Origin of the sequence: Micromonospora sp. NBRC 110038 (assembly GCF_020884815.1) — a bacterium.
Classification (GTDB): domain Bacteria; phylum Actinomycetota; class Actinomycetes; order Mycobacteriales; family Micromonosporaceae; genus Micromonospora; species Micromonospora haikouensis.
In genome coordinates, this window is sequence record NZ_BBOL01000010.1 from 159,902 (window position 1) to 172,348 (window position 12,447).

General features: G+C 74.3%; 11 protein-coding genes. 4 read left to right on the plus strand and 7 right to left on the minus strand.

The annotated features are described in order from the left end of the window. The first annotated feature begins 62 nt into the window (after positions 1-62). Both LPU61_RS28395 and LPU61_RS28400 read left to right on the plus strand, forming a co-directional pair. Entirely contained in the window at positions 63-2,204 is a 2,142-nt protein-coding gene (locus LPU61_RS28395) for a hypothetical protein (RefSeq protein WP_229406692.1), read from the plus strand. 186 nt (positions 2,205-2,390) lie between these two features. Then, entirely contained in the window at positions 2,391-3,629 is a 1,239-nt protein-coding gene (locus LPU61_RS28400) for an AI-2E family transporter (RefSeq protein ID WP_229406703.1), read from the plus strand. 22 nt (positions 3,630-3,651) lie between these two features. Here the strand turns inward: LPU61_RS28400 and LPU61_RS28405 are convergent, their stop codons facing one another. The 5 genes from LPU61_RS28405 to LPU61_RS28425 form a co-directional block, all read right to left on the minus strand. Continuing rightward, positions 3,652-4,461, minus strand: coding sequence for an alpha/beta hydrolase (locus tag LPU61_RS28405; RefSeq protein ID WP_229406693.1), 810 nt, complete (start codon positions 4,459-4,461; stop codon positions 3,652-3,654). Positions 4,462-4,527: 66 nt separating this feature from the next. Further along, positions 4,528-4,854, minus strand: coding sequence for a hypothetical protein (locus LPU61_RS28410; protein WP_229406694.1), 327 nt, complete (start codon positions 4,852-4,854; stop codon positions 4,528-4,530). 32 nt (positions 4,855-4,886) lie between these two features. Next, entirely contained in the window at positions 4,887-6,560 is a 1,674-nt protein-coding gene (locus LPU61_RS28415) for a 3-hydroxyacyl-CoA dehydrogenase family protein (protein ID WP_229406695.1), read from the minus strand. 153 nt (positions 6,561-6,713) lie between these two features. After that, positions 6,714-7,772, minus strand: a complete 1,059-nt coding sequence (locus LPU61_RS28420; RefSeq protein ID WP_229406696.1) for an alpha/beta fold hydrolase — start codon at positions 7,770-7,772, stop codon at positions 6,714-6,716. A gap of 62 nt (positions 7,773-7,834) precedes the next feature. Beyond that, complete coding sequence (locus LPU61_RS28425) at positions 7,835-8,263, minus strand: FHA domain-containing protein (RefSeq protein ID WP_043966087.1); 429 nt, start codon at positions 8,261-8,263, stop codon at positions 7,835-7,837. 257 nt (positions 8,264-8,520) lie between these two features. Between LPU61_RS28425 and LPU61_RS28430 the strand changes: the two genes are divergently transcribed. Next, positions 8,521-10,023, plus strand: coding sequence for an aldehyde dehydrogenase family protein (locus tag LPU61_RS28430; protein WP_229406697.1), 1,503 nt, complete (start codon positions 8,521-8,523; stop codon positions 10,021-10,023). A gap of 41 nt (positions 10,024-10,064) precedes the next feature. Here the strand turns inward: LPU61_RS28430 and nucS are convergent, their stop codons facing one another. Continuing rightward, the gene (gene nucS, locus LPU61_RS28435) at positions 10,065-10,724 is read right to left on the minus strand and encodes an endonuclease NucS (RefSeq protein WP_043966085.1); all 660 of its coding nucleotides are present in this window, start codon (positions 10,722-10,724) and stop codon (positions 10,065-10,067) included. Positions 10,725-10,795: 71 nt separating this feature from the next. Here nucS and LPU61_RS28440 point away from each other — a divergent pair, with 71 nt between their 5' ends. Continuing rightward, complete coding sequence (locus tag LPU61_RS28440; protein ID WP_077938553.1) at positions 10,796-11,413, plus strand: DUF4126 domain-containing protein; 618 nt, start codon at positions 10,796-10,798, stop codon at positions 11,411-11,413. Between the two features lie 76 nt (positions 11,414-11,489). Here LPU61_RS28440 and LPU61_RS28445 read toward each other — a convergent pair whose 3' ends face one another. Next, positions 11,490-12,086 (minus strand): hypothetical protein, encoded by a 597-nt coding sequence (locus tag LPU61_RS28445; RefSeq protein WP_229406698.1) that lies wholly within the window; start codon positions 12,084-12,086, stop codon positions 11,490-11,492. Positions 12,087-12,447: the final 361 nt, after the last annotated feature.

Genomic DNA, 12,447 nt, shown 5'->3' on the forward strand with positions numbered 1-12,447 from the left:
CAGCTCCCATCCGGGGCGTCCGTATCGCCCCAGCCGAGCCGGATGCGTGTGAGGATGGGGGCATGTCGCACGGCGAGGAACTGTTCGCTCTCGGCGGGGATGTGACGACGGAGCCCAGCTTCGAGTCCGCCCTGCGGGGGTACGAGAAACGACAGGTCGACAGGTACGTCGCTCGCGCGGAGCACGAGATCGCGACACTGGCGGCCGAGCGGGAGCAGGCGTACACCCAGATCCACAAGCTGGCCGGGCAGGTCGAGGTGCTGCAACGCGACCTCGCCCAGGTGCGCAAGCAGGTCGGCGTGGTGGACCGGGCCTCGTTCCGGCACCTCGGCCCCCGGGTGGAGCAGATCCTCGTCCTCGCCGAGGAGCAGGCCGACGACATCCTCGCCGCCGCCAACGAGGAGATCGAGGCGCGGCGGGCCGCCGCCGAGCACATCGTCGCCGAGGCCAAGGAGCAGGCCGCCCAGGCGCTCAAGGACTTCGAGATCGCCCTCGCCGCCCGGCGGGCCGAGGAGGAGCGGCACGGTGCCGCCCGACGCGCCGAGGCGGACGCCACGCTGAAGGCCGCCAAGGACGAGTCCGCCCAGCTGCGTGCGGCGGCCAAGGACGAGTCGACCCGGCTGCGCAAGGCCGCCCAGGAGGCCCTGGAGAAGGCCCAGCAGGAGGCCACCCAGCTCCGGGACGCCGCGAAGGAGATCCACACCCGGGCCCAGCAGGAGGCGACCAAGCTGCGCGAGGCCGCCAAGGAGGCCCTCGCCAAGGCCCAGCAGGAGGCCACCCAGCTCCGCGAGGCCGCCAAGGAGGTGCACGCCAAGGCCCAGCAGGAGGCGAAGCGGCTCACCGACAACGCCACCGAGGCCGGCCGGGCGACCCACGCCAAGGCGTTGCAGGAGGCCAAGCGGATCACCGACGACGCCGAGGGCGCGGCAAAGGCCACCCGCGACCGGGCCCGGCAGGAGGCCGAGCGGCTGACCGCGCAGGCGACCGAGGCCAGCAAGCGCCAACGCGCCGACACCGAGGCGTACGTGCAGCGGATGCGCACGGAGACCGAGGCGTACGTGCAGCAGTCCCGCGCCCAGACGCAGCAGGAGCTGGGCGCCTGGCGGGCCGGGGTGGAGCAGGAGGTCAACGGCCGGCGGGAGGCCGCCGACCGGGAGCTGGCCCAGCGCAAGGAGACCGCCGAGCGGGAACACTCCCAGCGCCGCGACGAGCTGGACCGGCAGCACGCGGCCCGGCAGGACGAGCTGGAGCAGCAGTTCACGGCCCGGGAGACCGAGCTGGAGCAGCAGTACACCGCCCGGCGGGCCGAGATCGAGGACGGTGCCGCGGAGATCCGGCGCGCCGCCGAGCACGACGCCCTCGCGATGCGCCGGCAGGCCGAGGAGGAGGCCGCCGAGCTGCTGGGCCGGGCCGAGGCCGACGCGACCGACAAGCGACGCCGGGCCGACGAGCACGTCGCCGCGTCCCGTCGCCAGTTCGAGGAGTACGCGGCCACCACCCAGCAGCACCTGGCCACCACGCAGCAGCACCTCGCGGCGACCCAGCAGGAGGTGGCCGCCGGCCGCCAGCAGCTCGCCCAGGTGATGTTGGAGATCGCCCAGGCCCAGCAGCAGCTGGCCGACCTGCGGCAGGAGACCTGGCAGTCCCGGCAGGAGTCGGACGAGCTCCAGCATCAACTGCTCGACCTGCGGCAGCAGCTGGCCGGTGCCCGCCTGTCGGCCAGCGTTCCGGCGAAGGCGACCGCCCCGGCGGTGTCCCTCGACGGCGCCGCACCGGACCCGGCCGCCGACGGCACGGCCCCGGTCAAGGCGACTGCCGCTCCGGTCAAGGCGGCCGCCGCCCCGGGCAAGCCGGCCGAGGCCGCCACGTCGGGCAAGCCGGCTGCCGCCGGGCCCGGCGAGCCCGCGAAGCCCACCCCGATCAAGGCGACGGCCGACGCGGGGGCGGCGAAGACCGCACCCACCGACGACGCCGCCCCGGCCCGGACCCGGCCGGTGGCCGAGCCGGTCACCACGGTGGACGGCGGTGCGGCCAGCGCCGGGGTGGACGGCGAGCCGACGGTGGCGGCGGTGCCCGGCGAGGGCGGCCGGGGGGCGACCCCCACGAAGATCACCAGCACCGGTGAGAACGGCAAGCGGCCGACCAAGCCGACGACCGACGAGCGCAGCGCCAGGCCGAGCAAGGTGTCCGTCGAGTCCGAGTGAGCCGGGGTGGCCGGGGTGGCCGCCCGGCAACTACCCTCCTGTCGGCAGGACCCGCGCCCGGACGGGGCCGCGGGCGGCTGACGACCCTCCGGGCGCACCCGCCGGAGGGCGGAGGAGGTCTCGGTGGCGGACGGCGGACGGGCGCACGACGGGCAGCCGGACCACGCGCCGGTGGGCCACGGGCAGATGGGCCACAGGCAGGTGGGCCACACCGGTCCGGACGGCGTCCCGGCGGGCCGCACCGACCCGGTCGGCCCCCCGCCGATGCGCTCCGCACCCGATCGGACCGCGCCGGATCGGACCGCGCCGGACGACGACCGGGCGGACCTCGGCGACCCCGGCGACTTCGACCCGCCCGGGTCGCCCGCCGCCAGCTCGGGCCGCTTCGGCGTGCCGGGGCGGCCCCTGCGCCGCAACAGTTTCCTCGTCGGCTTCACCGGCGCGCTCGGCGTGCTGCTGGCGTACGCCGTCTTCCTCGGCGTCCGCAACTCGGCCGGCATCCTGGTGCTGGTCGTCATCGCGCTCTTCCTCGCCGTCGGGCTGAACCCGGCGGTGGTCCGGCTGCGCTCGTGGGGCCTGCCCAACGGGCTGGCCGTCGCGGCGGTGACGCTCACCGTGCTGCTGCTGATCGTCGGCGGCCTGGTGGCGCTGGTCCCGCCGGTGGTCACCCAGTCCGGGCAGTTCGTCGAGCAACTGCCCAGCTACGTCGACGAGCTGCGCCGCAACGAGGCGGTCAACGACTTCGTCGTCCGGTACGACGTGATGGCGAAGGTGCAGGCCGCGGCCAACGCCGACACCGTCGGGCGGGCGCTGGGCGGGGTCCTCGGCGGCGCCCAGCTCATCTTCGGCACGGTCTTCCGGGCGCTCACCGTGCTGGTGTTGACGATCTACTTCCTCGCGTACTTCGACCGGCTGCGCCGCGTCGGGTACGCGCTGGTGCCCCGCTCCCGCCGGCACCGGGTGCGGCTCATCGGCGACGAGATCCTGGCGAAGGTCGGCGCGTACATGGTGGGCGCGCTGAGCATCGCCGTGCTCGCCGGGGTGACCACCTTCGTGTTCGCGCTGGCCGTCGGGCTGCCGTACCCGTTCGCGCTGGCCGTGGTGGTCGCGGTGACCGACCTGATCCCGCAGATCGGCGCCACCCTCGGCGCGGTGGTGGTCAGCCTCGTCGGCTTCGCCACCGACCTGCCGGTGGGGATCGCCTGCGTCGCGTTCTTCGTGGTCTACCAGCAGGTGGAGAACTACCTGATCTACCCGAAGGTGATGCGCCGCTCGGTCGAGGTCAACGAGGTCGCGGCCCTGCTCGCCGCGCTGCTGGGGGTGTCGCTGATGGGCGTGGTCGGCGCGCTGATCGCGATCCCGACGGTGGCCGCCTGCCAGCTCATCCTGCGCGAGGTGGTGCTGCCCCGCCAGGACGCCCGCTGACGGGCGACCGACCCGCCCCGGCTCAGTCGGCGGAGCCGGCCTTCGGGCCCGGCACCGGGACGTCGGCGAACGAGGCGACCGTCCGGTCGGCGTACGCGCTGACGTCGCCGGTGGCCATCGGGCCGTCCCAGGTGCGGGGCAGGGGCAGCGGGGCGGCCGGGTTGACCCGGCGGACGATCTCGTCGAGCACGGTCTCGGCGTCGCCGACCCACAGGTGCTTCGCGCCGGGCACCCCGACCACCTCGGCCTGCGGCACCGCCGCGAAGCGCCGCCGCGCCTCGTCGGGGCGCAGATAGTCGTCGAACTCCGGCACCAGGGCGGTCAGCGGCTTGCCCTCCTGCGCCCAGTGTTCGAGGTCGGAGGGGGCGGAGAAACGCAGCGGCGGGGAGAGCAGGATCGCGCCGGCCACCGCCGGGTCGCAGCCGTACTTGAGGGTCAGGTCGGTGCCGAACGACCAGCCGACCAGCCAGACGTTCGGCAGCTCGGCGAACTCGGCGTACTCGATGGCGGCGGCGACGTCGAAGCGCTCGCCGACGGCGTTGTCGAACGTTCCCTCGCTGGTGCCCCGCACGCTGCTGGTGCCGCGCGTGTTGAACCGGAGCACGGCCAGGTCGGCCAGCGCCGGCAGCCGCCAGGCGGCCTTGCGGAAGACGTGGCTGTCCATCATCCCGCCGTGGGTGGGCAGCGGGTGCAGGCAGACCAGCGTGCCGGCCGGCTCCTTCCCGACGGGGCGGGCCAGCTCGCCGACGAGGGTCAGGCCGTCGGCGGTGTGCAGCTCGATGTCCTCGCGGTGCCCGGGCAGGATCGAGGACGCGCGGATCGGTGTGCTCACCGTCCCAGTCTCGCGCGTCGGCGCCGGCACCGCCCGCCCGGGCGGAAACAGGGTGATCCAGATCGCTCAGCCGTAGCGGGGCGCGCCCCGCCCGCGCTGGATGCCGGGGCCGCGCCGGTCCCGCGCCCGCCAGCACCCGCTGTGCCAGTGCCGGCGGTCGGTCAGGTCGCCCCGGTCGTCGGCCGGCCAGGCCACCAGGTGCGCCACCCCCGGGCGGATCTCCTGGTCGCAGCCCGGGCAGCGGTACGTCTTGACCGACGCGCCGCCGCTGATCCCGCGCACCTGCCAGTCGCCGTCGCGCCACTGCCGCACGGTGGGCACCCCGTGGCGGGCCCGGTCGGCGTCGAGGTGGGCGTGCTCGTCCCGGCGGGGACGGTTGCGACGGGGGCTCACCTCGTCAAGGTTACGGTCGGTTCCCGGCCCGGTCAGCGGGCGGTGTGGTCGCGGAAGCCGCGCCCCGCCTCGCGGCCCAGGTAGCCGGCGGTGACGAGGTGCTCCAGCAGCGGGGCCGGGGCGAAGCCGGGGTCGCGCAGCTCGCGGTACAGCGCGCGCTGACTGGCGAGCGCCACGTCCAGGCCGACCGCGTCCAGCAGCTCGAACGGGCCCGTCGGGTAGCCGCAGCCGAGCTTCATCGCGTGGTCGATGTCGTCGACGGTGGCGTAGCCGGCCTCCAGCATCTTCACCGCGTCGTTCAGGTACGGCAACAGCAGCGCGTCGACCACGAAGCCGGCCCGGTCGCCGCAGACCACGGCGGTCCTGCCGAGCGTCGCGCAGACGGCGCGGGCGGTGGCGGTGGCCTCCTCGCCGGTGCGGATGGTCCGCACGATCTCCACCAGGGGCCGCGCCGGCACCGGGCCGGAGAAGTGCAGCCCGACCACGTCGGCGGGCCGCCCGGTGGCCATCGCGATGTCGATCACCGGCAGCGACGAGGTGGTGGTGGCGAGCACGACGCCCGGCTTGCAGACGCCGTCGAGGCTGGCGAACAGCTCCTTCTTGACGCCCAGGTCCTCCGCCACGGCCTCGACGACCAGGTCGACCTCGGCCAGCCCGTCGAGCGGCTCCACGCCCGGGGCCACCTGGACCACGTCGTACCCGGCCCCGGCGAAGACCTCGACGAGCCCGGCGGCCGTCGCGCCGGAGCCGACGACGCCGACCCGGGCGACGGGGCGCGCGCCGTCGCCGGCCGCCGGCCGTTCTTGCGGGGTCGACTCGTCCGGTACGACCTTCGACGAGCCCGGCTTCTCGTAGGTGTAGAAGCCCCGGCCGGACTTGCGGCCGAGCAGACCCGCGGTGACCATCTGCCTGACCAGCGGCACCGGGGCGTGCCGACGGTCCCGCCCGCCGCGCCGGTACATGGTGTCCAGGATCTCGTACGCGGTGTCGAGGCCGATCAGGTCCAGCAGGGCGAGCGGCCCCATCGGCAGGCCGCCGCCGAGCTTCATGGCGGCGTCGATGTCCTCGCGGCTGGCGTAGCGCGACTCGAACATCGCCACGGCGTGGTTGAGGTAGCCGAAGAGCAGCGCGTTGGCGATGAAGCCGGCCCGGTCGCCGATGGTGACGCCGACCTTGCCGAGCCGGGCGCAGAGGGCCTCGACGTCGGCGACCACGTCGGCGGCGGTGACCACCGTGCGGACCACCTCGACCAGCTTCATCACCGGGGCCGGGTTGAAGAAGTGGATGCCGACGACCTGCTGGGGTCGGCCGGTGGCGACGGAGACCTCGGTGACCGACAGTGAGGAGGTGTTGGTGGCGAGGATCGCCTCGGGCCTGCAGACCCGGTCCAGCTCGGCGAAGATCCGCCGCTTGAGGTCGAGGCGCTCGGGGACCGCCTCGACCACCAGGTCCACCGAGTGCAGCGCGTCCAGCCCCACCTGGAAGTCGACCCGGGCCAGCAGGGCGTCCCGGTCGGCCTCGGCGAGCTTGCCCCGGGCGACGGCCCGGTCGGTCGAGCCGGTCAGGTTGGCGCGGCCACGGTCGAGGGCGGCCTCGGAGACCTCGACCGCGACGACGTCGATGCCGTTGCGCGCGAAGACCTCGACGATGCCGGCACCCATGGTGCCCAGCCCCACAACGCCCACGCTGGTGAACTCGCGCGCCACGACCGGCCTCCCCAATGCTGCGCGGGACCGCGGGCCGAGACCCCGCGGGACCGCATGAACGGTCACTAAGGTTATGCGCGCGAGTCTGCCACGTGACGGTCCGTCGCCGGGACGCGGAGGGGGTCGACGGCTCCCGTCGGGCGATCGGGTGTCTCAGCGGCTCCGGTCGGTCAGCGCCAGCAGCTCGGCGACGAACTCCGCCGGCCGCTCCAGGTGCGGGCTGTGCCCGCAACCCGGCAACACCACCTCGTGGTACGCCCCGCCGGCCGCAGCGTACCGGTCGAGCACCGCCCGGGTCTGCCCGACCATCGGCTGCGGCGGGCAGTCCCGCTCCCCCGGCCAGCCGGGCACCGCCCCGAGCGACCCGAGGTAGGCCAGGTCGAACAGCGAGGTGTCCGACACGATCACGTCGGCGTCGCCGCGTACCCAGGTGACGGGGGGCTTGGCGGCGACGGCGACGAGGTCGTCGGCGATGCGGAAGTGGGCCGGGGCGAGGGCATTGAGCACGCCGCGGTCGCCGGCCGCGGTGCCCGGCCAGTGCGGCGAGTCGACCGCCGTGCCGGGATAGTTGCCGTCCCCCGTCGCGGTGGACAGGAGGCTGTCCAGCAGCAGGTCCTCGTCGTCGCCGAGCGACGCCGGATCGGCCACGTACGCGGTCCGCAGCACGCTGCGGGGGCTGGTCGGGCCGTCCGCGCCCCGGTCGCCGGCGGCCAGCCGGGCCACGAAGTCCCCGTTCGCGGTGCCGCCGCCGGTGCCCGCGAAGTCGGGCGTGGTCGGCGTGCCGTCGAGGTCCCGGGTGCCGCCGAAGCCGTACGGGGAGACGGGCGCGGAGAGCAGCAGCCCGGCCACCCGGTCGGGGTGGTCGACCAGCAGCCGCATCGCCACGCCCCCGCCGAGGGAGTGCCCGACCACCACCGGCCGCGCGCCGGGGGCGAAGAGCCCCGGGGCGTCGAGCAGGGCGGCCACGTCGTCGGCGAAGTCCCGCAGCCCCCGGGTGGCGTCCACCGCGGCGGTCTCGGTGTCGCCGTAACCGCGCAGGTCCGGGGCGACCACCCGGAGGGTGTCGGGCAGCCGCCGCAGCAGCGGCTCCCAGAACGCCGAGGACGAACAGTTGCCGTGCACCAGCAGCACGGGCGCGCCGTCGGGCGGCCCGGCCACCCGGACCCGCTGGACGATGCCGTTGGCCTGCACGGTGTGCTGCGTGCTCTCCATGCCGCGGCATGCTGCCACGCGGCGACGGCCGGCTCCATGTGGCCGGCCCACATGAAAGAGGGTCAGGCGCGGGCGGCCGGCGGGGCGGCGACGGGCAGCGGCAGGGTCGGCCGGCGGTCGCGGCGCTGCGGGCCCAGTTGGGGGGCCAGCCGCAGCCCGACCGGGTCCGTCCGGGCCAGGCCCGGGTCGAAGAAGCGCAGCTCGGTGCGGCCCAGCCGGATCACGTCCCCGTCGGAGAGCAGCTCCGGCATCTCGATCCGGCGGTCGTTGAGCCACGTGCCGTTGGTCGAGCCCAGGTCCTCAAGCCACACCCCGTCGGCGGCCAGCCGCACGCTGGCGTGCCGGCGACTCAGGTGTGGATCGTCGACGCTGACCTGCACGGTCGTCGCACGGCCGATCACCTGCGGCGTGCGGCTGAGCCGGAAGCTCGCCCCACGCATCGGTCCACCCGCCACCGTCAGCAGCGGCATCAGTTCCGGAAAGTCCTCCATGGACGGTCAGCCTCCAGCCACCGGTGTCCGGCGTCAGCCTGCCAGCACACCGTATCGATGCCCACCACCGCCCGGACACCTCCCAGCCCCCGGGAGGACAACTCCCGTTAGCCGGTTCGGCTTGCGGCGCGGCGCACCAGGGCCATTGGTCCCGCCCCGGGCACGGCCCCCGGGAGCCGCCGGCCCCGCGCCGGGGACCGCTGACCAGCCCGACCGAACACCTACCGACGAGTAGCTTCGGGGTCTAGACTTCCGCCATGACGGCTGTACGTGTCCCGGGTGCCCCGATCATCTCAGACGGGCGGCTGGTCTCCACCAGCCCCGCCACCGGGGCCGAGGTGGGTCGGCTGCCCGTCGCCGCCGGGGACGACGTCACGCGGGCGGTCGAGCGGGCCCGCGAGGCCGCCGGCTGGTGGGCGGGGCTCGGCTTCACCGGCCGCCGGGAGCGGCTGCTGCGCTGGCGGGGCGTCCTCGCCCGGCGGATCGAGGAGCTGGCCGAGCTGATGCACGCCGAGGGCGGCAAGCCCGTCCCGGACGCGATCGTCGAGGTCCTCACCGCCATCGAACACATCGACTGGGCCGCCCGCAACGCCGGCCGGGTCCTCGGCCCGCGCCGCGTGCGCTCCCGGCTCATCCTGGCCGAGTTCACCGGCCACCTCGAATACCAGCCGTACGGGGTGGTCGGCGTCATCGGCCCGTGGAACTACCCGGTCTTCACCCCGATCGGCTCCACGGCGTACGCGCTCGCCGCCGGCAACACGGTCGTGCTGAAGCCCAGCGAATACACCCCCGTCGTCGGCCAGTGGCTGGTCGACAGCCTCGCCGAGGTGGTGCCCGAGCAGCCCGTCCTCACCGCCGTGCACGGCCTCGGCGACGTCGGCGCGGCCCTGTGCCGCTCCGGCGTGAACAAGCTGGCCTTCACCGGCTCGACGGCCACCGCCAAGAAGGTGATGGCCGCCTGCGCCGAGACGCTCACCCCGGTCCTGCTGGAGGCGGGCGGCAAGGACGCGATGATCGTCGACAGCGACGCCGACCTCGACGCCGCCGCCGAGGCGTGCGTCTGGGGCGGGCTCACCAACGCCGGCCAGACCTGCATCGGCATCGAGCGGGTGTACGCCGTCGAACCCGTCTTCGACGCCTTCGTCGGCAAGGTCGTCGAGCGGGCCGGCCGGCTGACGGTCGGCGCCGACGGGTCCGACATCGGCCCGATCACCATGCCCGGCCAGCTCGACGTGATCCGCCGGCACATCGACGACGCGCTGGCCCGGGGCGGGCGTGCGGTCCTCGGCGGCGCCGACGCGGTGCAGCCGCCGTACGTGCGGCCGACCATCCTGGTCGACGTGCCGGAGGACTCGCTCGCCGTCCGCGAGGAGACCTTCGGGCCGACGCTGACGATCAACCGGGTCCGCGACGCCGAGGAGGCGATCACCCGCGCCAACGCGCTCCCGTACGGCCTGGGGGGTTCGGTCTTCGGCCGGCGGCGGGCCGTGGCCATCGCGCGGCGGCTGCGCTCGGGGATGGCCGCGGTGAACTCCACCCTGACGTTCGCGGGGATGTCCACCCTGCCGTTCGGCGGGGTCGGCGAGTCCGGCTTCGGCCGCATCCACGGCGAGGACGGGCTGCGCGAGTTCGGCCGCCCCAAGGCCGTCACCCGCCGCCGGGCCCGGTCGCTGCTGCCGGCGATGACCTTCGAGCGGACCCCCGCCGACGTCGCCCGCCTGGTCAAGGTCACCAAGCTGCTGTACGGCCGCAGGCGCTGACCCGGCTGCCGGGTGACGCCCGCCGTGCGGGCGGTGAGCGCTCAGAACAGGGTCAGCTCGTCGCGCTCGATGCCGCGCAGCTTGTCGTAGTCGACGACGACGCACCGGATGCCCCGGTCCGTGGCCAGCACCCGCGCCTGCGGCTTGATCTCCTGGGCGGCGAAGACGCCGGTGACCGGGGCAAGCAGGGGGTCACGGTTCATCAGTTCGAGGTAGCGGGTGAGCTGCTCCACCCCGTCGATCTCGCCGCGCCGCTTCACCTCGACGGCGACGGCGCCGAGGTCGGCGTCCCGGCAGAGCAGGTCCACCGGCCCGATCGCCGTCATGTACTCCCGGCGCACCAGCGTGTAGCCCTCGCCCAGCGCCGTCGGGTTGGCCGCCAGCAGCTCCTGGAGGTGCGCCTCGACGCCGTCCTTGCGCAGGCCGGGGTCGACGCCCAGCTCGTACGAGGTGTCCTGGAAGACCTCCTCCAGGGTGATCCGCAGCTCCTCGCCGGCCTTGTTGACCACCCGCCACACGCCGGGGGCCTCCTCCAGCCGGCAGGGCGGGCTCATCCAGTTCAACGGCTTGTACGCCCGGTCGTCGGCGTGGATCGACACCGACCCGTCCGCCTTCACCATCAACAGGCGCGTGGCCAACGGCAGGTGCGCCGAGAGCCGTCCGACGTAGTCCACCGAGCACTTCGCAATCACCAGCCGCACCCGACGAGGGTAGCCCAGACCCCGGCGTCCGCCGCCGAGCGGCACTGGCGTGCCGGTGCCATGCTGAGACGGTGTTCGAAGTCCTCACGGGTACCGGGCTGGCCGCGTCGGCCGGCCTGAACGCCTACATACCCCTGCTGACCATGGGACTGCTGGCCCGCTACACCGACCTGATCGACCTGCCCAGCGGCTGGCAGTGGCTCGGCAACGGCTGGGTCGTCGCCATCCTCGCGGTGCTGCTCACCGTCGAGGTCGTCGCCGACAAGGTGCCGGTGCTCGACCACGTCAACGACGTCGTCCAGACCGTGGTCCGGCCGACCGCCGGCGGCCTCGCCTTCGGCGCGGGCTCCACCTCCGAGACGGTCACCGTGAGCGACCCGGGCAGCTTCTTCTCGTCCAACGACTGGGTGCCGGTGGTCACCGGCGTGCTCATCGCGCTCGGCGTCCATCTGCTCAAGTCCGCCGCCCGCCCGGTGATCAACGCGACCACCGCCGGCTTCGGCGCGCCGGTCGCCAGCACCGCCGAGGACGCCACCAGCGTCGTCATGTCCCTGGTGGCGATCATCCTGCCGGTGCTGGTGCTGGCCTTCCTGCTCGGCCTGGTCGCCTTCACCGTCTGGTTCCTGCGCCGCCGCCGGGACCGCCGCCGCGAACGCCAGGCCGCCCGCGCCGCCGGCTACCGCGTCTGACCGGGTACGCCCCACGTAAACGCCGCCGGCCGGGCCCCGGTGATCGGGGCCCGGCCGGCGGCGTGTGTTCGCTGGGTCAGCTGTTCCAGTGCTGGGCGACGAGGTCGGCGGCCTGCTGCTCCCACTGCGCGTACGCGTCGGGGTAGGCCGAGACCTGCACCGTCTGGGCGGCGTCGGTCAGCGGCATGTCCTGCCAGCCGTCGACCTGCTTGAGGCCCTTGAGGAACGCGGTGGTGGCGTACTGCGGGTCGGTGATCTGCTCCGGCGAACCCCAGCCGCTGGAGGGGCGTTGCTGGAACAGGCCGAGGGAGTCGTGGTCGTTGCGGTCACCCAGGTGGCCGAGGTTCTGCAGCTTCGACTCCTGCAGGGCGGTGCCGATCGAGATCACCGCGGCGCGTTCGTCGAGACCGGCCTTCTTCGTGGCGGCGATGATGGCCTTGGTGTTGGCGGTCTGTTCGGCGTCGAGGTCGATGCGCGACTGCGTGCCCTGCACGCCGTGCGGGATCAGCTTCCCGGCGTCCACGGCGGCGGTCGTGTCGGCCTGCACGGCGGCGACGGGCCGGGCGTCGGTGTCGGTGGTGGTGTGGTGGTTCAGGGGGCCGGCGGCGAGGCCACCGGCGAACGCGAGTCCGGCGATGCCGAGGACGCTCTTACGCAGGATGGTCGTGTTCATGGGGGTGACTCCAATCGTCGGGGGTCGGCACACCCGCACCCGCCAAAGGAAGATGGCGGGGGGTGTGCGAGCACCACGTCGAGGCGCCCGAACAACGAACAAAAGGGGGAAAGAAGAAGAAGGAGGAGGGGGCGGCTGCCTTGCGGCGCCGGGTCCAGGTGTAACGACCGACGACCGGCCCGCATTCCGGGAGATGACAACCCGGGGGCCTGCTGGATCCGGGGGATCCGGGGTGCTGCTGCGGTCGTCCGTCAGGTGTAACGCCCCCGCCCCGGCCAGGATTCCGGCCGCAGGGTGCCGCCCGTCACCACCCCGACCCGGCTCGACCCCGTCCCACGCACCCCGCCGGGCCGGACAAATC